The following is a 25,155-nucleotide window of genomic DNA, read 5'->3' as shown; positions in this document are numbered from 1 at the left end:
CTTACCCTATCACTCCATCTCACCGCGGAATTGGACAGAGAATTTAGCCTTAAAACAAAAATGATCCGATTTTTTGAAATCGCAGGACGCGAAAGGTCCCTCGTTTTGCTTAGCGGTCGATTGCGATCCGCAGTGCCAACGGCGAGAATAGAGAAGAAAATGAGCAGGCCACCAAGCAGGCCACTGCGGGCGTTTTGCAGAGACCATCAAGACTCGGGGCATGCACCGCCGAGGTGCCAGGATGTTTTGCTGAGCCCCACTGCGAGGACGGTGCGATAAGAGCGAAGGAATTCAGATCGAAGTGAGATGTCGAAGCTAAACTCGATCGATTGTATACGCCTGCGAGACGCCGCCCTTCGCCAGTCTCATCGCGGGACGTTCATGAAAGGCGTCCTGAATTTGCGCTGCCACGTCGTGATCAATCGCTCCAGCGTGGGCATGCAGCAGGTAACGCCAAGTCGTCGGTTTGTCTTTGTAAAGCATCACCGCACCATCGCGACATACCGAGGCTCCTATCCATCCATCGTCGCGGACGTGCCACTTGCTCGGGAATCTTCCGTTACTTGGATGATCAAAATAGGTAATCCCTTCAACAACGCCTTGGTCGATGGATCCACTGTAATCGATCCAGGGCGAGGCCATGCCAAACAATTCCTGCTCGCCTCGCTTGCCGTTGGCTCCGGTGATTACACCGTCACCGAAACGGACTGAAATCGCTTTGGCCACTCGTAAGGCGAGCAATCCAAATTTGGTTTGTTCTAACTCGAGCGTGTCATCTACCGATCGCAACGAAGTCTGCAGTTCGACAAACAAACCTCCGCTGGGGGCTGGAGCGACGGCAACGAATAGGTCTTGTTTGATCAGTCGCTGGGAATTCGATTCACCGAACCATTCAAGCTGGACGGCCATCCTCGCTTCGTCATCGCCATCGTCATACGCCATCCACTGTGTTTGTCGAATTTGGGTACCCGTGGTGTCGGCCCAAAAATTATTGCCTGCCACTTTGTGATGGGCAAACCACACCGAACGATGATGATCATGATCCGGAGCCCCTGGGTGGCCCATCCGCGTCAAGGGAATGCCCGAAGGACCCGTCAAAGGAAAAAAGAACGGGCGAGGCGAATCGGCCGAGGCGTGCCAGCGAAGTCGCTCGGTACCGTCGATTGCAAAGGCAACTTGGCTGCTGGGCAGCGGAACAATCTGACAGCGCGGCGAAGCGGAATACACAAAGGGGGCCATGAATCGTGCTTATTGGGGAAATGTTGTGAAAGAGTTGTGAAAGAGTTGTGAAAGAATCGAAGCTTGGTTTTTGTAGCGGAGCGAGTCCAAAACTATCTACTTTGACACTAACCGAGTGGGGAGATAGCGGAGCGGCGCGGGGCCTCGCTCGGTCAATTTCGAACGTTTTACTCGCTGCATTCGGGCGGCACACGTCTCGATCGCTACCAACGTCGATCGTTGTCGGCGGTTCCGCGTTAGGCGAACAACTCGTGAACGACCTTGGCCTCTTCGTGACCAGTCAATCGATGCAAGCGGCCGCCATGCTCGAACGTCAGCTGTTGATGGTCAATCCCCAACAAGTGCAAGATGGTCGCGTGCAAATCGCGAAAGTGGACTTTGCCTTCGACCGCTCGCGATCCTATTTCGTTGGTCTTGCCATGCGTATAGCCTTGCTTTGTTCCGCCTCCGGCTAACCAGAATGTAAAACCGCTCGAGTTATGCCCGGACACGTCCTTGCCATCGCCGGGCACCAATCCAGGCCGACCAAATTCGCCACCCCAGACGACAAGCGTGTCTTCCAACATTCCCCGGGCGGCCAAGTCTTCGAGCAATGCCGCAATCGGGGCGTCGACCGTTTCGCAATTCGCTTTTAAGTCACGTCGATGGTCGTTGTGTTGATCCCAACTGCCATGATTGACTTCGATAAAACGCACGCCTGCTTCGGCAAAGCGTCGGGCGAGTAAACATTGACGTCCAAAATCGGTCGGCCGACAAGTTCCGACTGACAATTTCTTTCCGACGCGGTAACGCTCCAGCGTCGCTTCGGTTTCGTTGCTCAGATCCAATAACTCGGGCGCGGTCGACTGCATGCGAAAGGCAAGTTCCATCGACTCAATCACACCGTCCAATACGGCGTCGCCGGGTCGCGCATCGAGATGATCACGGTTCATCGCTTGCACAAAATCCAATTGCCGGCGTTTGATGTCCTCCGGCAAATGCGTGCCTGAGATATCGCGGATCCTCGCTTGGGACATATCTTCGCCGTTCGTCCCAATCGGAGTCCCCGCAAATTCAGTCGGCAAGAAGACGCTGCTATACACCGATGGTTTGGCTGCATTCAGACTAACAAAGCCCGGCAAATTGGCGTTCTCGGTACCTAATCCGTACGAGATCCATGATCCCATACTAGGCCGTTTTCTCAGCTTTTCGCCGGTGTGCAATTGCAAAAACGATTGTGCATGGTTTCCTGTATCCGCGTGCATGCCGTTTATCACACACAAACGATCCGCATGTTTTGCCGTTTCTGGCATCAAATCTGAGATCCACAAACCGCTCTCACCACGCTGCGCGAACGGGAACACCGAACCCGGATGCTTTTTCTTGCCTGTTTGCGGTTTGTAATCGAACGTATCCATCTGCGCAGGTCCGCCGCTCATGCACAAAAAGATGACACGTTTTGCGCGAGGGCGAACCGTTGGATGCGAGAGCGAAATGGGGGTGGCGGCGTTAGCCGTCGTGGCCTGCAACTGACACAGCGACTGCATTGCCAAATAGCCGAAACCGCACGACGCGGTTTGCAGCATCGTTCTTCGTGAAATCATCTGCGTCCTCAATCCACGTATCGAAATTCGTTGGTCATCAACAATGCTTGACAAAAGCCTGCCCAAGCTCGGATTTGTCTCTCCGCCGCTGGTACGGTGTCGGCATCTTCGCCCACTTCGTTTAACTGCTGAATGAAAGCCAACGCTGCATCTAGCTCGGGACCCGTGGCGGGACGATGCAGAACGGCATCAAAAATTTGCTGGATACGATCGCGATGGTCGTTGCAGTCCGAACTCAACACGTTGCTGGCTAGACGCTCGGATTGCTTGGTCACAAACGAGCTGTTCAGCAAGAACAACGACTGTGTTGGAAGCGTCGTGACATCTCGTTTCCCCGTGATTCCAACTCCATCAGGTAGATCGAATGCAGCGAGTTCTTTCGGTGGCGAGTGCCGAAGCATACACAGATAGATACTGCGATGGTTGCTGTCGCGATGCAGGTCCGTTGCGTTCCCAGGAGGCCAATTGATCAACGCATCGACGTTTTCGATCGCGGATCCTTGTTCGGGTGAATAGTCGATCGATCCACACGCCTGCAACACGCTGTCGCGAAGTGATTCCGCATCCAATCGTCGACGTTCATGCCTCGCGAGATATTGATTGTCGGGATCGATGCGAAGATGCTCGCTGTCGGCTTGACTATCCAAGCGATAGGTGCGAGACAGCACAATGGCGCGGATCAAACGTTTGATCGACCAACCCTCCCGGACAAAACGATTCGACAAATGATCCAACAATTGTGGATGCGTCGGTCGAGCGCCGTAGACGCCAAAATCATCGGGTGTCGTTACGATGCCTTGCCCAAACAAGTGTTGCCAAATGCGATTGACCATCACACGCGCCGTTTGCGGATGATTCGGGTCGGTTAGCCATTCCGCCAACTGCAGGCGACCACTGTGCTGGGGTTCGATCTCGATTCCCTTCGCCTTAAATGGGTCATCGGCATCGACCATTTGATAGGCGGTTAGCGTGCCTCGCGGCGCCAATGGCCCGAGTTTGTTGCTTTGGCCGTTGATATGGATTTTGCAATCAACCGGCTTTGCTTTTTCTTGCACTCCCATTGCAAAACCATAAGGCGGAATCACTCGAACGCCACGTGGTTGCCCCGACGTCGCGTGAAGCTTCACTGCATCGTCGTTAGTTAATGCTTGAGGATAGATTGCAAACTCGGCGATGTTGCCCGTCAGCGGTGCAAAGTTGTCGCTGCGGTTCGCCACACAAAATTCTGTATTGTCACCGAAGGTTGATTTGAGTTCGGCTTCGATTTCAAGCTGTCCATTCAGAAACACCTTCACTTGATCGCGATTGCGGACCAAGACGATGTGATTCCAACTGCCCGTGGGGATGACGGTGCTGCCGGCGACGGACGTCGTGTCTTTGTCCCCGTTAAAGACGAACAATTTGCCGCTACGCGATGAATCGTGCTTGCCGCCGATGCCGAGATGATCGCCGGGAAGTCCGCTGGCTCGTTGTTTGCCTCGGGAAAACAAGTAAGCCGTAATCGCGCGTGCATCATTTTTGAGCGTGTTTCGGAACCAAAGCGATACCGAATACGTCTCGGTCGATTTGGCCACTTTGCCAACAAATGTCGTCTCTTTCACCGACGCAAAGGTATCCGGCGAATAGCTCGCCGCTGGGGTCACGGTTAACTCGTCGGGCGCCTCGTCGAGCCGGAAGTGCAGTTCGGGCTCGAGCGAATCGATCGCAGCGGGATAGTCGTTCGGAAAGACGGGAGGACTCGAACGATCCGGCTCGGTTTGTTGGGTTGGCCAATCCGATCTCAGTTCATGCAGCGGAGTCGGCGGGGCTGTCAATTTCTGATTCGCTGCGGCGCCATAGAGCGTCTTCGTGCTCGAAAAAATCCCGGCCAAGGCATAATAATCGCGAGTCGGAATGGGATCATGTTTATGGTCATGACAACGAGCACATGCAACGCTCAATCCGATCACGCCGGTGCAGACGACATTAATTTGGTCATCCACGACATCCATCGCAAAGTTGTTGTTCATCGCTACTGCCGGTTTCGATCCGATGGCAAGGAAACCGGTGGCGATCAATTTGCGATTGCGCTCCGCTGGCGACTTCGACGGCAGCAAGTCGCCTGCGATCTGTTCTTTTAGGAACTGGTCATAGGGGATGTCGTTATTGAACGCATCGATCACGTAGTCGCGGTAACGCCAAGCATGAGGAAAGGTCGCGTTGCGTCCCAAGCCATCATCACCATTGGATTCGCCATAGCGTGCTACGTCCAACCAATGCCGGCCCCATCGCACTCCGAATTGAGGACTCGCCAACAATTCGTCAACGAGCTGCTTGATCGCGGCGTCGGCGTCGTGTTCGTGATCGGCGACAAACGCCGAGATCTGTTCGGATGTTGGTGGCAGACCGATCAGATCGTAGAAAATTCGACGCGCCAAGGTGCGAGGATCCGCGTCGACGGTGGGAGAAAGCCCCGCATCCTGCATTCGCGCCCAAACGAAGTGATCGATTGGGTCGCGTGGCCACAGTGGATTGCTGATGTGTGGAGTCGCTGGCGATTGCCGAGGAAAGAATGACCAAAGTGCCTCGGCATCAATCTCGCTGGTTTCCGCAACTTTGACGGTGTCATCACGCGGGTCGGCGGCCCCCATTGATACCCAAGTCTCGAAGTCTTTGATGACCGTTTCGGGCAAGGGAGCATCGGGGGGCATTTCCAGATCATCGTAACGCAGGGCCTGGATGATCAAACTCTTATCGGGAGCTCCCACCTGTAAAGAGGGCCCTGATTCGCCGCCACTTCGCATCGCATCGCGGCTATCCACTCGCAATTTGCCGCCGATGTCTTCGGACTGCGCTGAATGACATTCATAGCAGTGCTGAACTAAGACGGGGCGAATCTTCGTTTCAAAAAACGCGGTGGCATCCTCTGCTGCATTGACGTTGTCGCAAACAACGACCGCGAACGCCAACCACAACGCATCGCTCAGGATTCGCTTCATGACGACGGGGGGGAATGAGGAGAGTTCGAAAGGTGGGAACCCCGATTGTTAGGGATTTGCCAAGCAAATGCAAACATTTTTGCGAGACAAACGCTGCTTTTATCAATTAATCTATAGAGCAGAGTAGGCCAATCAGGACTCAATCCGCGTCGCTGTCGATGATTTTCCAGCGAATCGCACGCTCCGAACTCCGCTCTGCTTTACTCACCTCAATCTCGCCAATACGATGGCGAACATGCTGCGATCAACCACGATCCGTAGTTCACTCCCACCTTTCTTTCGAAAAGCACACCTCCGATGACACGATCACTCTTTGCTTCTGGACTGGCTTTTGTATTGGCTGCGTCGTTCAGTGTTAATACAACGACATGTTCCGCCGCGGACGAATACGACTACGACCTTGTACATTCATCGGTCAGTTTCAAGGCACGTCATCTCGATATCAGTTGGATTCATGGTCGATTCAATGAGGTCTCGGGGAAATTCTCGCTCGATCGAGAATCGCCTTCGCAATCGACCTTTGCGTTGACAATCAAAGCCGACAGCGTTGATACCGCAAACGCGGCCCGCGACGAACATCTTCGCCAACCCGATTACTTCGACACCAAGCAATTCCCAACCATCACCTTCAAAAGCACAAGCGTCAAACCGATTGAGGGTGGCTACGAAGTCAAAGGTGACTTTACGATGCATGGCACCACGAACGAGATTACGCTGGTGTTAATGGGGGGCAAGGAACATGATTTTAAGGGGACAAAACGGGTCGCGTTCTCAACCGAATTGTCGCTCAAACGCAGCGACTATGGCTTTGACAAAAACGCAATCGGACCGATCGGCGATAAGGCGTTAATCATGATTGATTGCGAAGGCGTTAAAAAGTAGCGGATGCCTGAACCGCTGCTGTATGTGAAGTCGTTCGCGGTCGCGTTGATCACCAGTGCATCTTTGGTGCTGGTGATCACAAGACTGCGTCGCGATCTGACAACAAACCTGAATCTGATTTCCACGCCAGCCATCGGTGTGGGGATGGCAATCGGATTGATGGTGATGAACGTACAGTGGGCATGGCCACCCGCCAGCGCATTGGATCGCTTCTTGACGATCATTTTACCCGCTGCCATTTGTATCCAGTGGATCGCGGCCGCCCGATACACTCCCCTTTGGCTAACCTGGCTAATGCGGTTGTGTCTCGTCGCTGCATTGCCCCGTATCTTGCTGCACCAATCGGTGTATATGATCGATTCGGCTGAAGGGACGCTGTGGCAAAGCTATCTTGCGATGGTCTTTTGCAGCGGTGTTTTAGGAGCTGTTTGGTTCTTACTGTGCCGATTGTCAAAGCGATCCACAGAATCCGTCTCGGTTCCGCTTTCGCTTTGCATATCGATTCAGTCCGCCGGTGTTTGCGTGATGTTGGCGGGCTATTTAAAGGGTGGCGCCGTCACAGTTCCGATCACCGCAGCGATAATCGGGACGGCAATTTCCACGACCGTTCTGCGCACACGTGGTGAGACCAAGGTTGCATTCCACTCGGACGCTTTGATTGGCATTGCCGTGGTGAGTCTGTTTTCGGTGCTGTTTTTTGGACACTTCTTTGGCCGCATCACGATGACGATTGCATTGGCGATGATGATCGCGCCAACGCTTTGCTGGGTCACCGAATTGCGGGGCCTCCAGCCGGCCAGCCCGTGGCGTATCGCGGTGATTCGGGTGACCGCGGTGACGATGCTGTTGCTCGTTGTCTTGGTGCTAGCGAAACGCGACTTTGATCGCAGTTTTGCTCCGTTGCTGAAAAATCAAGAAATGGGCGAATTGCAATCTCGTCACGCACAGACGTTTCCAATTGAGTTAGAATCGAGCTCCCTCCGATAAACATCCCTCCAACCAACGGAACCTACCTATGGCTGTTACACACAATCGCCGTTCGTTTCTAAAAGCCTCTACGATCGCAGGTGCAGCGATCACATTACCGGCACTGTCATATTCTCGAGTCTATGGAGCTAACAGTCGGTTGGGGATTGCCAGCATCGGGACCGGCGGCAAAGGATGGAGCGACCTGAATGGCGTGGCGGCCAGTCCGCATGTCCAAGTGGTTGCACTGTGTGACATCGACAGCTCGGAAAAACATCTTGGCCAAGCGGCACAAAAATACCAGGAAGCACGACAATACGACGATTGGCGGAAATTGTTGGACAAGTCCAAAGAGATCGAAGGTGTGTTGGTATCGACGCCCGATTTCATGCATGCCCCGATCGCATTGCCCGCAATGCAGTTAGGCAAACATGTCTTTTGTCAAAAACCGCTTACCCATTCGGTTCACGAAGCACGCCAAATGACACTGGCGGCCCGCAAGTTCAACGTCGTGACTCAGATGTGCAACCAAATTCAATCCCATTCGGCCTATCGCACCGCGGTGCACATGGTGCATACCGAAATGATTGGTAAGGTCAAAGAGGTGCATTCATGGCAGAGTGGAAAGCCATCGTGGCCGCGGCATTTGAATCGCCCCAGCGGCAATGACCCTGTGCCGCAGAGCGTGCGATGGGATTTATGGCAAGGTGTTGCGGAAGATCGTCCTTACAAAATCGGGATGTATCACCCCTTCAATTGGCGTGGATGGCAGGCTTACGGGACCGGACAGCTAGGCGATTTCGGTTGCCACATTTTGGATCCGGTGTTTAAATCGCTGAAACTAGGGTCGCCCACAAACTTGACAGCCGAAGCGCCAAAATTGTTTCCGGAATCATGGACCGACCAAGCGACGGTTCGCTACGAGTTCCCTGGCACCGAGTACACCGCGGGTTCGACGCTGAAAGTGACTTGGTATGACGGCGTGGGAACGCGGCCTCCGCGTGAAAAATTGGGCGATGTGCCAGCCGACTATGCGTTACCCGCAGCCGGTTCGGTGCTGGTTGGCGAAAAGGGATCGCTCGTGATTCCTCACGTCGCGATGCCGAAGTTGTTCCCCGAAGACAAATTCCCAGCCGACAAATCGCCCGTGATCGAAGGCGTCGATCACTACACGCAGTGGGCGGACGCGTGTCGCGGAGCGGCTGAGACGACTTCACACTTTGATTACGCGGGACCGCTGACCGAAACCGTCTTGTTAGGCACGATCGGCATCCGTTTTCCGGGGCAGGAACTGAAATGGGACGCCAAGTCGCTGGCGATCACAAACAATGCGACCGCCCAGACCTACATCACCAAGCCATATCGCAAAGGCTGGGAACCCGCCTGGGTCTAAAAAAGGTGTCCGACACCTTTTTTGCTGACTCCAAATCGCCTAAACCTCCAAAAAGGTGTCCGACACCTTTTTTAGGGGGCGAGGCGGACTTTGGCTAGGTAAATGCTCGTCTTGCCTTCGTGTGACGAGTAATAACTGACCCAAAGGTGATCGTCGTGCCAGACCATTCCGGCGTAGCTGGTGTCGCCGCCGGAAGGCAATGCCAGAGCTTCGGTCAATCGCCCCGCTTGCGGATCGAGCCAGCAGAGAGACGTGCGAACTTTTTTGTCGTACAGACGAACCGCAGCAATGATACGACCATCGGGTAAACGAATCATCTCCGGACCCCCGATTCGTTTGTCAAGGCTCTTCCAGTTCCACTCGGTATAGGGTGGCTGTGATGTGCCGAGGTTGCCAGAATTGGGTGTTCCGTCTTGACGCAGCAGACAATAGGCGGTGTCGTCAGGCAGAAAGAGAACCGAGGATTCATTGGGATAGGTTCCGGCAACATCAACCTTCTCGATCAAGGTTTCGAAATCGTTGCCGTCCTCGCTGTGAAAAAGACTCAGGTCACCTTGTTTATCTCCGGTGCCGTAGCCGAATCCGTAGGCATGCCCGTTGTGCCACGTGATTCGCCACAGCCAATTGTCGAGCGTGCCAACTTTGTGTTTCGCTGTCCACGTGCTGCCGTCTTCGGAGAACCAAACCGCGGATTGGTGATGGCGTCCGGTTGGCGTTTGGATCGCTTCGGCGCCCGCCAATAATAGGCGGTTGTCGGGAGTCACGGTGATTTTCGCGTCGCGAAGATCCGAATCCTCCGACGTGACCAAGGCGGCAGATTCCCAGTGGACTGCATCGGTCGAGGTCAGCACACGCAGGGCTCCGTCAGGCGAAACATGGCCAGAACCTTCGCGAAACACGCAGTACCAGCGATCTTTGAAACGCACTAAATCGGTGAACGCGTTGTGAGGCGCGGCGTCCCAAATTCGCTGGGCATCGACCAGCACGGCTTTGCCTTGATTTCCTGTGTTGGGAATCGCCGAAGAGGAATTGTCGGCCGCGTTACCCACGACCGGAACAAGAAGGAACGCGAGCATAAGGAAGGTGTTTTTCATGGTGAGTCATTTCACGACAAAGGGTGGGAAGATTTCGCAGCGAATGCGAAAAAAGAGGGGGGGAGGCGACGCGATAAAGCAACCGCTTTGACAAGTGTAAGCTTTCACGGGGTGTCCGTGGGGTTTGCACATCGCCGTCGGACTTTTGGGGTCGCCCTGGCCGGCGCCGAGGTGGGATGAGTCTGGCGAAATTCTCTCTTTTGTCACGGTTCTCTCCTGCAAATTTTACCGCCCGCCCGAACGCCTGCTCGTTGCACGACTTGTCGACCAGCGAGGGCGTGGTAATTTACAATTCAGGTGGTTGCCGCCGGCTGACGTTTTTCGGTTCGCAATTCATTTTCGCCAAACACCATTTTCGCCTGAACACAATGACAACATTTTTCGCAACGGGCTCAAAAAACACCTCCCTCACCAGTGAAGACCTTCGCAACGCCCTGTTGCAGACGTTTTCTGCGATTGGAAAGCCCGAGCGAGCATTGTTGTTGCCGCCGGACCACACGCGATTGTTCAGCCGTGCAGGTGAATTGACCGTGTTATGTCACGAGATTCTTGGTGACCGCGTCAAAGACATCATGCCGGCGCTGGGGACGCATTCACCAATGCCACCCGAGAAGCTAAATCACATGTTTCCCGGCATCCCGCATGATTTGTTCCGCCCTCATCTGTGGCGAGACGATGTTGTTCGCTTGGGAACCGTGCCCTCGGAATTTGTTTCGGAAGTCACCGGCGGCATGTATGACCGTCCCTGGGAAGCTCAGGTCAACCGACTGTTGCGGGATGGTGGGCACGATTTGATCTTCTCGCTCGGCCAAGTCGTGCCGCACGAAGTGATCGGGATGGCCAATTACAACAAGAACGTGTTTGTCGGTACCGGTGGCAAAGATGGCATCAACGAAAGTCATTACCTGAGCGCTGTGTACGGCATCGAACAAACGCTGGGACAAGCCAACACGCCACTGCGTCAGATTCTGAACTACGCATCGGACCATTTCTGTAAAGAGTTGCCGTTGGTCTACGCGTTGACCGTGATTGAGCAGTTGCCGGATCGCAGCATGCACACGCGTGGACTGTTTATTGGCGACGATCACGATACGTTCTTTCAAGCGGCGGAGCTCGCCAGTCAAGTCAACATCACGATGATTCCCCAGGCACCCAAACATGTGGTTGCCTATCTGGATCCGAACGAATTCAAGAGCACATGGCTCGGCAACAAAGCGATCTATCGAACGCGACTGGCGATTGCCAACGGCGGACGTTTAACCGTGCTGGGGCCTGCAGTCGAAGAATTTGGCGAAGATGAGCAAATCGATCATCTGATTCGCAAATATGGATACCGCACGCGAGAAGAGGTGATCCGCTTGGTCGCTGAGAACGAAGATTTGGCAGCCAATTTGTCGGCCGCCGCTCACTTAGTGCATGGATCACCCGAAAACCGTTTCGAGGTCGTCTATGCGGCGGGCCATTTGTCGGATGAAGAAATCCGATCCGTGGGATATACGCCAGGCAATCTGTCAGAACTGATGCGTCGTTATGATGTTGAAACGCTACAGAACGGTTTCCACACCGACGAAGACGGAAGTGAGTTTTACTTTATTCAAAACCCATCGCTGGGATTGTGGCAATCCGATCGCGGCGAGTAAGTTTCGGTCTGCCGATGCTCAGTCTGCCGAGTTTGCGAGCCGCTTACTCGAGCGATTGAAAAAGCGATGGTGTGGATGAAAATTTACCAACGCTCGGGGGAATCCGCTCTAGCTGACTTGGACTTCGTTACAAACTTGGCAAAGGATACCCGCTTGGCGAATCGTGGGAACCAGTTCTCCGCGGAGTTCGTCCGAGGGAAGTTCGCCACGAAGTACGACCGAGCGATTCTCGAATGAAATCTCTAGCGAGGCTAGGTAGTTGCCTAGACGACGATTCAGCCGGAACATCGATTGAATCCGGTCAAGCGTCCGTTTGATATTCGATTCGGTGTTATTGATTGCATACATTGTATTTGCCTCCGAATTCCCGGTTTAGGTAGGTCACTACCATGAGTAAGCGGGAAATGACGCAGGAATGTGTCTGGAAAAAAGTGACTATTTTAAAGTTTCGTTACCCTTAGGTTCTAAGCTCAAGAATTCTCGAATTTTCCAGCAAACTTCCTTGACGTTGACAAGCTACACTTTGGTTTGTCAGGCCGTCGCATCGCTTAATCAGCAAGGCTTTATCAGCAAGATTGACGACAAAGTTGTGGGTTGCTTGTTCAAAACGTGTACGATAGCGTCACCTGTTTGTAAGGCCGAACATGCTTAGCCCGGCAACGTTCGCTAACGCTAACGAAAATGCTCTAAATTCGAGGCCTTTCCTTTGGAAGGAATGACCGCTTGACTGAACCAGTACCAGATCATGCAAATGACGTTCCAACGCAGATTCCACAACCTGCGGTGGGACGGCTGAGCCTCTATTTTCGCGAGCTTTATCGGCTTCGCGACTCCGAGATCACGACGATAAACAGCAAAGAATTGGGCAAGCTGGTGAATGTTTCATCGCCTGTGGTCCGCCGCGATCTCAGTGCACTCGGTACGATCGGACAGCGGGGTGTGGGCTATTCGGTCGACGCGTTGATCGAACGCATCGGTCAGGTGCTCGGTTCAGGAAAACAGTGGGAAGTCGTCTTGGTTGGTGTCGGATCGCTCGGCGACGCGTTGTTGCGTTATCGAGGTTTTAGTCGGCTTGGGTTCAAATTAACCGCAGCGTTTGATGTGGATCCAACGCGAATCGGATCGACCATTGGCGGCGTCGAGGTGCTCGATGCAAAAGAGTTAGAGCGAGTCGTCACAGCGGCGCCACCAAGTTTGGCGATCCTTGCGGTGCCCGCCGACAACGCAGCCGAAGTTGCAACGTTGTTGGTCAAATTAGGCGTCTCGGGGATTCTAAATTTCGCCCCGACGACGTTGAAGCTGCCACCGCGTATCGCGGTCGTCAACGTGGATCTAGCGAGTGAGTTGCAGCGTCTGGCATTTGCGGTGCAAAGCGGTAAATGACACACGTCTCTACTTGGCGGATGCACCGCGTTTCGATTGACGTCGCGAAAGATCGCGATTGAGTCTCGGCCGGTATCGCATCGCGGACGTGGGGCATTTTGTCTCCGCTGTCCTTTTCCGGTGCCACCCCTGCTGCGTGATCGTCCGGCATTACGGCACGCAAATCAAGATTTCCGTGCTCGGAAATGCGGATTTGAGATTAACCGTGAACTATGTTTCAGCGAGCGAGAGCGTAAGTGTCTCTCGAAGGTTGCGTGTCTCGCATGAGCCGCGCCCGCGCAATCCGCGAAACTGTTACGACCGGAACGAGAGACGTGCGAACCGAGTTGTCCGCCGAAACCAAGCAGACATTTCAAGTTGTTGCCTTTTTGGCAACGATCTTTGTTGTCGCGATCCATTATCAGTCTGCTGCGCCGTCCTCGCCATCGCTCGAAAAGGCATCCGCGAACCAACTAGCTCAAGAGTTTCTGATCGGAGGTGTCGCGAGGTTTTCAGTTCCGATGTTCGCGTTCGCTGCAGGATTTTTTTATTTCCGCAGTGATGACGGAACGTTTCGAACTTATCTACGAAAACTTCGTCAACGCTCTCGCAGTGTGCTGTTGCCTTATTTGGTGATCGGATTCGTGGCGACGCTGTTTTGGGTGGTTGTGCGGCTGCTGGACGGAAAATCTTTGGAAGGGTCGCCGCTGGAGCTGATTGCCACGTGGCTGCTGCGACCTCCAGCGGAGCAATTGTGGTTTTTGCGCGACTTGATGGTGTTGGTGATCGCCGCTCCCATTATCCGCCAAATCGCTGGCTTGCCATACAACCTTGGTGTGGTCATTACCGGATTACTATGGCTGAGTCATTATCAGCCGTTTCCCATTGTTCATGGATGGTACCTGCTGCATACCGAGACACTGTTCTTTTTTTGCGTTGGCTGTGCAGCAAACCAACACACCGACGTTTTCGACCGGATCGGTCGTTTTAGCACACCGACGATGTTCGGCTTTGTCATCGTCTGGTTCGATCTGATCATCGCGCGAATCATGCTGCGTCCTGATTTTGATTGCTGGTACACGAGCGACTACAGCGTTGAGAGTTTGCTGATTCACAAAGCTTCGATCGTAGCCGGATGCTTTTCGATTTGGATGGTGGCCTGGAAATCACGGCACCCCGCGGTGATTCGGTTATCGGGCGCTGCATTTTTTGTCTATCTGATTCACGAATTTCCGCTCCGTGCCACGGTGGAGCGTGTGGCGGGGCCGCTGTTAGAGAAGGGAGCCTGGTTTTGGGGGCTTTTCCCGCTCGTGACGGTGAGTTGTTTCGCGGCTGCGATGCTGCTGAATCGATTCGCACCACGTGCAATTGCTTTTCTTACCGGCGGCAGAACCCCCGATTCGGCAGCCAAACTTGCCGGGGCTGAAACGCGACGCCCCGCCTATTCCGCGAATTCTCACAGCTCCGCAGCAACGACTCACTAAGGCGACCTTCTATTATGATGCTACTTGTTGTCTTGTTTGCTCTCGCAGCGATCGTCTGGATGCTTCCGTTGATTCAAGCAGGCCGAACGTTTCAGCTGGCGACATTGGTGCTGGTGATCGGAACTGTATTCGGTCCGTCGTTTTTTGCGATCAACGGCCCAATCCAACTGAGTTTGGATCGTTTGTTGTGGGTTGCGATGTTTGCATTTGTGGCCATTCGTTGGCGAATGGGCGAACTGAAAATTCCCGAACTCAACCGTGTCGATGCGGTGATCGCCGCAATCACGGTGTGGTTGTTGATCAGCGTGGTGATTGGCGGCGAGAATCCGCCAAAAGAACCACCGCCTATCGCAAAATGGTTGTTTTGTATCGCCATGCCGGTCGGAATGTACGTGATCGCCCGCATCAGCGAGGTGAAAGAGTCGGATCTACAGTGGGCCTATCGTGTGTTACTTGGACTCGGTTTGTACCTTGCGGTAGTGGCGATCTTTGAAGTCTCGGGGATGCATTCGCTCGTTTTTCCTCATTACATCGTCGACCCCAATGATTGGGAATTCTTTGGTCGTGGTCGAGGACCGCTTTTGAATCCGTCCGGCAACGGGATTGTGATGTGCGGAGCGTTAGCGATTGCAGTGCTAGGGGTGATTCGATCTAGCGTTCGCATGCGAGCGTTCTATATCGCCCTTTGCACCGTTTTGCTGGTGGGGGTGTACTGCACCTTGACGCGGAGTGCATGGATGGGAGCGATTGCCACGATCGCGGTGGTCGCGTTGATCTACTCGCCTCGCTGGGTTCGAGTGCTTGGACTTGCGACGGCCATGTTGATTGGAGGGGCCGGGGTACTGGGACTAAAAGACCAATTGCTAAGGATGAAACGTGACAAGAACCTGACGTCAGCCGATGCGGAAAAATCGATCCAGCTGCGTCCCTTGCTGGCGGTGGTTGCTTGGGAGATGTTCAAGGATCGTCCCATTACCGGTCACGGTTTCGGTCATTATTTTGCCCACTCCAGTAAGTACCACAGCATTCGCAGTTACGACATGCCGCTTGAGAACGCGCGGCCGTATGCTCAGCACAATGTGTTCTTGGCGATTTTGGTCGACTCGGGGTTAATCGGGTTGTCGATGTTCATTGTGATGCTCGTCACGATCACTAGCATGGCTTGGAGTTTGGCTCGAGATGAAGGCCATTCGGTTGCCATTCGCTGTGGGGGGCTCGTTTGGCTTGGGACATTTGCGGCCTATTTTTGCAACGGCATGTTCCAAGACGTGACGATCATCCCGATGGTCAATATGTTTCTGTTTTTTGCCGCCGGAGTCGCCGTTTCGCTCTACGAACGAGGCGTGGAAACCCGCCGCGTCGAACGACCGATGCCGATGGAAAGTTTTTCTGGCGCGTCGCTGGCGCAGTAGAAACCGCCGCCAGCGTGTAGGATGTTCTCACTGGCATCCACACTCATCAATCGGGGTGTGGTGAATTGAATATCGACTCGGCAATATTCGATTTGGCCGGTCGTTAAACATGGCAACGGGTTCGCCGACCGCCTGCCACCCGCCGTCCCCGCGTCCCCATCCCCCCTGTCCACGCCCGCCTACCCACGCCTGCCTGTCCACGCCCCCCTGTCCACACTGACCGCCAAATTCATGGAATCGAATCTTCGACAACGTGTCCGCGACACGCTTGATCAATTACGTTGCGAACTTTTAGAGCAGCGAACCGCCGATGGTCACTGGGTCGGTGAATTGTCGGCGTCCGCGCTCAGCACGGCCACCGCGGTTAGTGCATTGTCGGCCACATTGATTCACGCACCGGGATCCATCGACGGTGCGGATGCGATCGAAGACCAGATCGTTTGCGGAATGCAATACCTTTGTCAGCAGCAAAATGCCGATGGTGGTTTCGGCGACACCGATCGCAGCCATTCCAATATCGCGACCAGCTACTTGGTTCTTGCGGCATCATCGTTGGCGAAGCAAAGCGGATCGGCGGGGCTTGATTCGAAACAGCTCGCCGCGTTACAGACCTACATTGAAGCCGAAGGACAAATCGAGGGACTGCGTCGACGCTACGGCAAGGACAAGACATTTGTCGTTCCGATTTTGGCGAACATGGCAATCGCGGGTCTCGTTTGCTGGGACGATGTTCCCCGATTGCCGTTCGAGGCGGCTGTCTTTCCGCAATCGATGTACCGTGTGCTGCAGATGCCGGTCGTTAGCTATGCGATTCCGGCGCTCGTGGCAATCGGCCAAGCACGGCACTTTCATGGTTCCAAAACTTGGTTGCCTCTGCGGCTGATTCGCGCCGCTTCGGTCGATCGTTCGATGCAGGTGCTTCGCCGCATGCAACCCGATAGCGGTGGCTATCTGGAGGCGACGCCGCTGACATCCTTTGTTCTGATGAGTCTGGCGGCAACGGGGCGTGCCGATTGCGATGTCAGTCGCGATGCGATCCGTTTTCTGCGTGAATCGATGAACCCCGACGGCAGCTGGCCGATCGATACCAATTTGGCCACCTGGATTACGTCGCTGTCAATTTCGGCCTTGGCGGGCGACCCGGATGACGACGGATCTTGGTTTACACCGTCGCTGGCCCATTGGCATCTCGGGTGTCAGCATCGCCAACGCCACCCTTTCACCGGCGCTCAGCCCGGCGGTTGGGGGTGGACCGATTTGTCCGGCGCCGTTCCCGATGGCGACGATACCCCGGGTGCGGTGTTGGCGGTAAAACAGATGCAGCGTCATTCGTCGGCGACCGAGATCGCGAGGATGGACGTTGCGATCAAGGACGCTCAGCAATGGCTGATTGCTTTGCAAAATCGCGATGGCGGTTGGCCAACCTTTTGCCGTGGTTGGGGAAAACTACCGTTCGACCGCAGCAGTACCGATTTGACCGCTCATGCATTGCGAGCGTTCGGCGAGAAAGGACTAAGCGACGCGGCGAAACGCAAAGCCGAACGATTCTTGACTCGCAGCCAGGCCGATGACGGCAGCTGGCTTCCGCTCTGGTTCGGCAACCAAGATCATCCGGCCGAAGAGAACCCCGTCTACGGAACTTCGCGAGTATTGTTGGCGGGGGCGGCCGGCTTTTTGAGTGAGGAAACAATCCGACGGGGGGGTGACTACCTCTGCAATACGCAGAATTCCGATGGCGGATGGGGTGGTGGCAGATCCATTTTACCCTGGATGAAGCGGGAATCACTCCGCGACGCTGGCATTCGGGCTGGGGATGGATTGACCAGCAGTGTCGAAGAAACGGCGGTTGCGATCGAGGCGTTGACGGCAATTTTTAGTAAAAATGGACGTCTTAGCACGAATGATCAAGGAAAAATGCCAAAGGATTCCACCGAGTTGGCTCAAACCGGCCCGAGTGCTGGGAAGAATGACCCGAAACAAGTTATAATCCGTGGCGTTGAATTCCTACTGCAAAGTGTCCACGATGGACGTCATCGTGTGCCTTGGCCGATTGGATTTTATTTTGCCAAACTTTGGTACCACGAAAAACTCTATCCACACGTGTTCACGGTCGCTGCGTTATCGAGCTACCTGCGATCCGAGTTGGATTGAGCTGGCAAGAGATCCCATCGGCTCCATCCCTTGATGATCCCACCTAAGGAATCTGGTTTGTCGACCGCAACCACTTCAAATAATACGTCCACCTCGGCGGATACTCGCGCCGATTCGGCGGCGCGACCGGCGCGTCGAAAAACGAGCCACTTAAAAGACGTTCCTGCGACGCTCGAACTTCGCGAAAGTTTGCGCTCACGCTGTGCCGAAGTCGCCAAGCGTATCGACCGCTCGGTCCCCCTGACCAAGGACCAAATGGAACAAATCGCTCGGCGTTTCCTCGAGGAAGCCGATCTGCCCGAAGGTTACCTGGGGTGGATGATGGTGATGATCAGCAGCGAATTCTGGAAAGACCAATTGGCGTCGGTGCCACCGGAGCGGCGATTGTTTTTGCTGCCCCACTGCTTGAAACATGCCGAAGGGTGTCCCGCTGAATACGACCAATTCGGGATGAACTGTAAAGAGTGCGGAGCGTGCAGCATCGCCGATTTTCGCTCGATCGCCGAAGAGATGGGCTATCGCGTGTTGGTCGCCGAAGGTTCTCCGGTGGTGCTAAAAATCATCATCGGCGGTTACGTCGATGCCGTTGTCGGCGTTGCCTGTTTGAACGTGCTCGAAAAAGCGATCGATAAAGTTTTGCTGGCCGGTATCCCTTGCATGGCGGTGCCGTTGTTGAGCAGCGATTGTCGTAACACCAAGGTCGACGAGTCTTGGGTCGAGCAGATGATTCGGACTCCCTATGTTCCGGCAACGCATCAAACGAAGAGCTATGTCCACTTGATGCGGGCGGCAAGCGAGTTGTTTGCTCCCGACGCGATGGACGAATTGGCACCCCGTGTTCGCGATCAATCGCCGCTTGGCGTTAGCGCGGTGACCGCCGAATCGATCGAAAAACTCGACACGATTGCCGCCACCGAACATATCGCCTACGACTTTTTGGCTCGCGGCGGAAAACATTCACGGCCCTTTATCACGTTGGCCGCCTATGACGCGATGACCGGCGGCGATTGCACCGGGGAAAATGGCGCCGCTGCGGTCGGTGCGTTGCCGATCACCGTGCGACGGGCCGCGATGAGTATCGAAACGTTCCATAAAGCCAGTCTGGTTCATGACGACATCGAAGACGATGATGCGTTTCGTTATGGGCAACCGGCGGTACATCATCGTTTTGGTTTGCCCACCGCGATCAACGTGGGCGACTATTTGATCGGATTGGGATATCGACTGCTCAGTCGACGTGATGCTGACGATGCGATTTCATCCGAGGCACGCGTCGATGTCCTGGACGCGTTGGCCACGGCCCACACGCGGCTAGCCGAAGGGCAAGGGGCAGAATTGCTGTGGCGAGATTCTAAGAGTCGCCAGCTGTCGCCGCTTGATGCCCTGAAAGTCTATGCACTGAAAACGTCACCCGCGTTCGAGGCCGCGTTGTATAGCGGTATTCGCTTGGCCGGCGACGCGGAAGCGTACCGCAAATCGATCCGAGACTTCTCACGTAACCTCGGCGTGGCATTCCAAATTTTGAATGACATTGGCGATTGGACCGGCGACGATCACAACAAACTTGCTGCCGGTGGCGACTTGTTCGGCGGACGTCCGACCATTTTGTGGGCACTTGCACTCGAAGCGCTTCAGGGCGACGAGCGTGCCTTGTTGATCAGCCTAGTCGAGAATCCCGCTGCCTACAGCGACACGGAACGGCTGGCGATCGCCACGCGGCTGTACCACTCGGCGGGCGTTTTTGACACGGCGATGCAGTTGGTCGATAAACATCAGGCCCGAGCCGAAATGGTTGCCGACGAACTCGAGCCCGAGTCGCTTCGCCGACTGCTTTACTTCCTGGTCGACACGGTGCTCGAGCGTCCCGAGGTTCCCACCCCCAACGTAATTTCGTTAAGCAGCGTTCCCGTCAATTCGTTGCCTGTTGTCTGATACGATTCAATGGCATAGGGCTAACGAAGTCACCGCAGCGGATATCCGACGTTTTACCGGCATCTGCCGAACGACCTGCTTGGCAAATGCTCGGCGGCGAATTTGATTACTCACCACGCATACATGAAGGGTTCGATGTCGCCTAAAAAACTTAGCATCGAAATCGAGCATCTCGTTGGTCAATTCTATTCGCTGAGCGAAGAAGCGGATCGTGACGCGGCAACACGGCTCGGTTCTGACTTAGCCACATTCGAGTCGATCACGAGCGCCCCGCCGCCGTTTGACCAATTGCTTGATCATCACAAACACATGACCGTCACGGTCGAGGCGTTTCATGGTCAAAAAGTCGACGTGGTCGTGCACCGTACCAAGCGAGTCGACAATTGGTACTCGCGTGAAATCACCTTGGTGACGCAGCAAGACAAGAAAATTGTTCAATACGGAATTGTCCGCTTGAACGTCGACCAATTAAGCGAACCGGTATGGAGCCGGATTGAGAGCGAAGCTATTCCGCTGGGCCGCGTGTTGATCGAGCACAATGTACTTCGCCAGGTCCAATTGTGCGGATTGTGGCGAGTAAGTGCAGGCCCCTCGTTGGCTTCTCTCATGCAAGTGGAAAAAGGCGAGACGCTTTTTGGGCGAACCGCATTAATCTATTGCGATGGCGATCCCGCGATCGAACTGCTCGAAATCGTTGCACCGGTTCCCGCAGACTGAACCCTCTCTCCCATCCGCTGAGGCCTTGGAAATGCATTTGCGTCTCGTCTCAAAACGCCACTCGACTTCTTTTTTGTTGGGCGTGGCTGCATCCGTCGTGATGCAGATGACATGTTTTTCGTTGGCCAGCCATGGCCAAGATGCCGATTCGATGTCGGTTTCATCCTTGAGAGCAACGGGGCTGAAAGCACTGCAGGAAGGGAACCGCGATCTCGCGATCGAGTCCGCAGATGCAATCGTTCGCCAACACAGTAATGATGCCCGAGCCATTCGCTTGGCAGCGGATATCTATCTACGTAGCGGTAAAGTCGAGTGGGCCACACGTCTGTTTAATCGCTACGCCAAAGTCGCTCCCGAACAGATGCCTGAGTTGTGGCAGCGGGGCATCGCCTTGTATTTTTCGGGGAACTACGGCGAAGCGGCGAAACAATTCGAAGCTCATCGCAGCGTCAACCCAAACGATGTCGAAAATGCCGCATGGCACTTCCTGTGCGTTGCCAAAGCGACATCGTTTGACGAGGCCAAGAAGCTGATTTTGCCGGCTCCTGGCGATCGTCGAATCCCAATGCAACAGATTCTGGAAATGTTGTCCAGCGGCAACACCGAAGCGGTGAACGCCCGCGTCAATGAAACCAAAGTCGGCACAGCGGAGCGAGCAGACGCCGCCTTCTATGGTGATTTCTATCTTGGACTCTATGCCGATGCTGCGGGCGATCTGGACCGAGCACGCAAGCTATTGGACCGCGCGTCAAAAGACGCACCGCACCATTACATGGGCGATATCTCGCGAGTCTACGCAACGTATTTGCACAGCGACGACGCTAAAGCCAGCGTCAAAAAATAATCGTTCTTCAAATCGCATCGCATCCCCAAGAAGGTACCCCATGTCCGCAGCGGATCCGCCCCGCCGGCACTACTGGAAGATTGCCATTCTGCTGTGTGTCCTGGGGATTCCGATCCTGCTTTGTTCAGGCACGGCGACGTGGTGGTTTGCGCGACAAGAGATCGCCGCGGGAAAGTTAGCTTCAGAACGTGCCGAGATTGTTGCGCGTGGATTACCGATCGATAACGAATCAATTGCAGAGTTCCGTTCCGAGCGGATGAGTCACAAGCTGTCGGATCGTTGGATGCGTTTGCTGGATCAATTCGAAACCGAAGCGTTTCTAAAGTCGTGTGAGGGTGTCCCGATTGTGGGTGTCACTGAGGATGAGCCTTCTGTCGCGTTGGATTCGCCTAACAAATATCAAGACGATATCGAGCGTTTCTTGGAACAATGGGCTGGTTTGCGGGCAGAGCTACACGAGATCACCGAAGGCAGCGGGGCAATTTGGACCGAAATCGAATTTGACTCCTTTGCAACTCTACTTCCTCGAGTGCACAGCACGCGGTCGGCGGCGAGGCTGCTTTCGCTCGAATTCAAGGATGCCGTCCGACGTGATGATCGCGAACAGGCGTTTCACAGCATCATGGCCACCATTGGCGTCGCACGATCGCTCGAGTCGGAACCGATTTTGGTTGCCACATTGGTCCATCTTGCGATCAGCGGGATGGCATTGGACGATCTGAAACTAGCGGTTGAACGTGATTTGTTTAACGAAGAGCAGCTCCTGCGACTTCTCGACCAACTCAAATCGTTCGATGATTTCGGGACAAAATATCGACTCGCTATCGCGGGCGAGCGGGCGATGTCTCAACCGGTATTTGATAATCCGGGGCAATTGATGGATGAGGGGAACGAAAGCAACCTCGGGGCTCGCCCCATCGATGCTTTGGCGGCTCTCGAATTTCTTGAACAAGCCGAGTCGATTCCCACCGACAACTTGACCGATTTCATGGTCGATGCCGATGCGTTTGAAACCCACGTTGATCGCCAGTTTAAAGATGCGGGATGGTTGCAGAGATGGGACACAATCATGACCAGTTTGACAGTACCTGCGGTCGGTGCGTACGCAACGGCAATCGTGCGCAATACGATGCAAATGAGAATCGCCAAGCTGGCGATTGGATTGCGTTTGTTTCAAAAGCCTCGCAGTCACTGGCCTGATTCTTTAGAAAAGCTCAGCGTTAGCAGCATCGGAGTGGAACTGGGGCCGACCGAGCCAATCGGAGACAAACCGTTCGGATATCGAGTAGAAAACGAGACGGCCGAGCTGTGGGGATTCCTTCCTGAGAACGCCAGCGATTCGACGCCCGACTCGCCGCCGGATCCAATCTCCGTGCCTGAGAACCAGCGAGATCAAGTGGATTATTGGCACTGGAAACTACAAACGCCGACGAACTAGAAGCGAGGGGGAACCTCTTGCGACCAAAATACCGCGGGGCCCAACGATCCTTCTCGCTTCGTTTAGCAATCAACTCGCATTGCACCACGACAACATTCAGCCCGCGTCATAGGATTGCTGAATCAAACGACCAAGGGCGGCGATGTTGAAGGCTGTTTTTGCGATACAACGACGTCGGATCAGGATCTCGGATCCGGCACTCGAATGCTCGGTGGCGGTTGATTACAGCATGATGATCAGTCAAGCGTTTTCGATGCCAATCGACTTCGAGACACAATCGATCAGGCTCGCACGTAGTCGCTGGATCGCTTTATAAAACGCCTGTTCGCTTTTCCCCGATTGGATTGCGACATCGCGGATGACCACCCCGGCGGAATGGACCCTTAGCAGGACATCGCGTTTATCGGGATGCATTTTGGCCAAGCATTTCTCCAGATGCTTACGGTACAGAGGCTGAGGCTCGTCCTGTGTCGACTCCTCGGCCAACAAATCCCAAACGTCGTCGGCAAATACGAGTGGTGTGCGTGCGATTCGGCGTCGGTGTTTGAGCGCTTCGAAGCGAGCAATTGTCAAAAACCAGCCACCAAATGCCGTGCCTTGCTCGAAATCCGAAAATTTCCGCCATGCGATCAAACTCGCTTCCTGAACGACCTCGTCCACATCGTTCCAGGTCGGCAACAACCCACGTAGAAAGGCACGCACCTGGGGTTCATGTTCAAGCAATAGACGTACAAACACTTCGCCCTGGTCAACACCTACCTGCTCCGCCCTGGGCTGCTGAGTGCTGTCGTCCATTTTGAGTCGCCTTGGTCGAGTGTTCAGAGGAGGCACGATGCCCAACCGCCAACAGAAACGCGGCGTTTTCGCCCCATCATAAGCAAGCGTGTCGCTTCGATTGATCTGATTATATCATCCCGGTGGTTTCGCGGTACGCCGTCCGCCGTCCGGTTGAGGCGAGGATCCCGTGTCGAACCGAGCGATTGGATGCCCTCGAATCGGCGAACAACGCTCGCCTCCTAGCCGCAACCACTCACGCTGTGAAGCATTTTCTCGTAGCTACCTTCGTCAGAAGCTGGTGATTCGTATTGGCCGGCAACCATCCACGCTACGGCGAGCGTCGCTACGAGACGCAAATGCTGCAATTTGCCGTCTCTAGGTGCCTCACAGCATTGCCCTTGGGGGCTCTTGATTTGCTCGCCGTTTATCTGCCACCCGCGGCATAGGGTGCGCCTGGATTGAGATCCAGTAATGCACGTTTGGGTTCAAGTAACGAATCCTCAAATTGGCAAACCCATTTTGAATCAGGTTCCGTGCCAGCGACGGTCTGGCCAGACTCGATAACCGAACCGTTTTCAAAAATGTAAAGTCCGGTATCGAACAACAACTGGCTGACGTGGTTGGGGTCAAGGCCGCGAAAATGGCATTGCAAATCGTGAAGCCCAATTTCATCAAGGCCGCGTGTGTCCATAATCATATCTTTGGCATCAGAATTACTGATGCTGAAGAACCGTACGTTGAGTGATCCAAGACGCTGAATTGGTTCTAATGAGCAAGATTCGAGATAGGCATCAGCGGCCACGATCTGCTGGGAATGGCCAAACGCAATGGCTTGTGGATCGGTGATCTCGACAAACGCCTGCAAGACACCGTGGAACAATCGAATCCGTTCAGCGGGCTCTAAAGCACTTGCCATCAGCTCGGTGACAAGACGCGAACACTTGCTGGTGCGGATGCGTTCGGCTGCATCGTCGCAGCACCACGATTGCTGGATGCGGTCTGCGTACGCTGCGGGGTCGGTTGACTTGTCCGTGGCGAGGATTGCAGTTTGCGGCGGAACCAAACTGTCCTTGTATTGGACGCTGTGTTTTTTGTGAATGAATAGCAGCGATCCGCTACCGGAATCGGATGAACGAGATTCGATTCCAGAATCGAGTAGCTCCTCCGCTCGCTCAGCAATCTCACCAGCGTCGTATGACGGTGTCGAGGTGTAGTGAAGCTCCGCCATCTGCATTGACATCAACAATTAGCCTTTCGCTGCAT

19 protein-coding genes are annotated in these 25,155 nt (G+C 54.5%); 12 read left to right on the top strand and 7 right to left on the bottom strand.

From position 1 onward, the window contains the following. Positions 1 to 315: 315 nt before the first annotated feature. The 3 genes from ABD971_RS14855 to ABD971_RS14845 all read right to left on the bottom strand — a co-directional run bounded on the left by ABD971_RS14855 (position 316) and on the right by ABD971_RS14845 (position 5,800). Positions 316 to 1,239, bottom strand: a complete 924-nt coding sequence (locus ABD971_RS14855; protein WP_345323283.1) for a DUF6807 domain-containing protein — start codon at positions 1,237 to 1,239, stop codon at positions 316 to 318. A 236-nt stretch (positions 1,240 to 1,475) separates the two neighbouring features. Beyond that, on the bottom strand, positions 1,476 to 2,822 hold the full coding sequence (locus ABD971_RS14850; RefSeq protein ID WP_345323282.1) for a DUF1501 domain-containing protein: 1,347 nt from the start codon (positions 2,820 to 2,822) through the stop codon (positions 1,476 to 1,478). Positions 2,823 to 2,830: 8 nt separating this feature from the next. Then, entirely contained in the window at positions 2,831 to 5,800 is a 2,970-nt protein-coding gene (locus ABD971_RS14845; RefSeq protein ID WP_345323280.1) for a DUF1553 domain-containing protein, read from the bottom strand. Between the two features lie 297 nt (positions 5,801 to 6,097). On the opposite strand from ABD971_RS14845, the gene ABD971_RS14840 reads away from it, so the two are divergent. Genes ABD971_RS14840 through ABD971_RS14830 form a run of 3 tightly spaced genes read left to right on the top strand, consistent with a single transcriptional unit; the run spans position 6,098 to position 9,041 of the window. After that, positions 6,098 to 6,682, top strand: coding sequence for a YceI family protein (locus ABD971_RS14840; protein WP_339943493.1), 585 nt, complete (start codon positions 6,098 to 6,100; stop codon positions 6,680 to 6,682). A 3-nt stretch (positions 6,683 to 6,685) separates the two neighbouring features. Continuing rightward, positions 6,686 to 7,669, top strand: a complete 984-nt coding sequence (locus ABD971_RS14835; protein ID WP_345323278.1) for a hypothetical protein — start codon at positions 6,686 to 6,688, stop codon at positions 7,667 to 7,669. 28 nt (positions 7,670 to 7,697) lie between these two features. After that, positions 7,698 to 9,041, top strand: a complete 1,344-nt coding sequence (locus ABD971_RS14830) for a Gfo/Idh/MocA family oxidoreductase (protein WP_345323276.1) — start codon at positions 7,698 to 7,700, stop codon at positions 9,039 to 9,041. A 71-nt stretch (positions 9,042 to 9,112) separates the two neighbouring features. Here the strand turns inward: ABD971_RS14830 and ABD971_RS14825 are convergent, their stop codons facing one another. Next, positions 9,113 to 10,117 (bottom strand): glycoside hydrolase family 32 protein, encoded by a 1,005-nt coding sequence (locus ABD971_RS14825; RefSeq protein ID WP_345323274.1) that lies wholly within the window; start codon positions 10,115 to 10,117, stop codon positions 9,113 to 9,115. Between the two features lie 386 nt (positions 10,118 to 10,503). Here ABD971_RS14825 and ABD971_RS14820 point away from each other — a divergent pair, with 386 nt between their 5' ends. Then, on the top strand, positions 10,504 to 11,775 hold the full coding sequence (locus ABD971_RS14820; protein ID WP_345323272.1) for a nickel-dependent putative hexonate epimerase: 1,272 nt from the start codon (positions 10,504 to 10,506) through the stop codon (positions 11,773 to 11,775). A 108-nt stretch (positions 11,776 to 11,883) separates the two neighbouring features. On the opposite strand, the gene ABD971_RS14815 is transcribed toward ABD971_RS14820, so the two are convergent. After that, complete coding sequence (locus ABD971_RS14815; RefSeq protein WP_339943503.1) at positions 11,884 to 12,123, bottom strand: hypothetical protein; 240 nt, start codon at positions 12,121 to 12,123, stop codon at positions 11,884 to 11,886. Positions 12,124 to 12,498: 375 nt separating this feature from the next. Here ABD971_RS14815 and ABD971_RS14810 point away from each other — a divergent pair, with 375 nt between their 5' ends. From ABD971_RS14810 to ABD971_RS14775, 8 genes are all read left to right on the top strand, one after another. Next, positions 12,499 to 13,158, top strand: a complete 660-nt coding sequence (locus ABD971_RS14810; protein ID WP_339943504.1) for a redox-sensing transcriptional repressor Rex — start codon at positions 12,499 to 12,501, stop codon at positions 13,156 to 13,158. 263 nt (positions 13,159 to 13,421) lie between these two features. Next, the gene (locus tag ABD971_RS14805) at positions 13,422 to 14,621 is read left to right on the top strand and encodes an acyltransferase family protein (protein WP_345323268.1); all 1,200 of its coding nucleotides are present in this window, start codon (positions 13,422 to 13,424) and stop codon (positions 14,619 to 14,621) included. 14 nt (positions 14,622 to 14,635) lie between these two features. After that, on the top strand, positions 14,636 to 16,033 hold the full coding sequence (locus ABD971_RS14800; RefSeq protein ID WP_345323266.1) for an O-antigen ligase family protein: 1,398 nt from the start codon (positions 14,636 to 14,638) through the stop codon (positions 16,031 to 16,033). Positions 16,034 to 16,264: 231 nt separating this feature from the next. After that, positions 16,265 to 18,184, top strand: a complete 1,920-nt coding sequence (locus ABD971_RS14795) for a prenyltransferase/squalene oxidase repeat-containing protein (protein WP_345323264.1) — start codon at positions 16,265 to 16,267, stop codon at positions 18,182 to 18,184. A gap of 33 nt (positions 18,185 to 18,217) precedes the next feature. Then, the gene (locus tag ABD971_RS14790; RefSeq protein WP_345323262.1) at positions 18,218 to 20,116 is read left to right on the top strand and encodes a polyprenyl synthetase family protein; all 1,899 of its coding nucleotides are present in this window, start codon (positions 18,218 to 18,220) and stop codon (positions 20,114 to 20,116) included. Between the two features lie 135 nt (positions 20,117 to 20,251). Then, positions 20,252 to 20,833 carry a hypothetical protein gene (locus tag ABD971_RS14785; protein ID WP_345323260.1) on the top strand — a complete coding sequence of 194 codons (582 nt, stop codon included), beginning with the start codon at positions 20,252 to 20,254 and terminating at the stop codon, positions 20,831 to 20,833. Positions 20,834 to 20,864: 31 nt separating this feature from the next. After that, positions 20,865 to 21,677, top strand: a complete 813-nt coding sequence (locus ABD971_RS14780; protein WP_345323258.1) for a tetratricopeptide repeat protein — start codon at positions 20,865 to 20,867, stop codon at positions 21,675 to 21,677. Positions 21,678 to 21,717: 40 nt separating this feature from the next. Next, complete coding sequence (locus ABD971_RS14775) at positions 21,718 to 23,115, top strand: hypothetical protein (protein WP_345323256.1); 1,398 nt, start codon at positions 21,718 to 21,720, stop codon at positions 23,113 to 23,115. A 240-nt stretch (positions 23,116 to 23,355) separates the two neighbouring features. Here the strand turns inward: ABD971_RS14775 and ABD971_RS14770 are convergent, their stop codons facing one another. Beyond that, positions 23,356 to 23,910, bottom strand: a complete 555-nt coding sequence (locus tag ABD971_RS14770) for a sigma-70 family RNA polymerase sigma factor (RefSeq protein WP_345323254.1) — start codon at positions 23,908 to 23,910, stop codon at positions 23,356 to 23,358. Positions 23,911 to 24,316: 406 nt separating this feature from the next. After that, positions 24,317 to 25,132, bottom strand: a complete 816-nt coding sequence (locus tag ABD971_RS14765) for a DUF4261 domain-containing protein (RefSeq protein WP_345323253.1) — start codon at positions 25,130 to 25,132, stop codon at positions 24,317 to 24,319. Positions 25,133 to 25,155 lie beyond the last annotated feature (23 nt).

Origin of the sequence: Novipirellula rosea (assembly GCF_039541335.1) — a bacterium.
Taxonomy (GTDB): Bacteria; Planctomycetota; Planctomycetia; order Pirellulales; family Pirellulaceae; genus Novipirellula; species Novipirellula rosea.
This window is presented reverse-complemented; position numbering and strand designations above follow the sequence as displayed.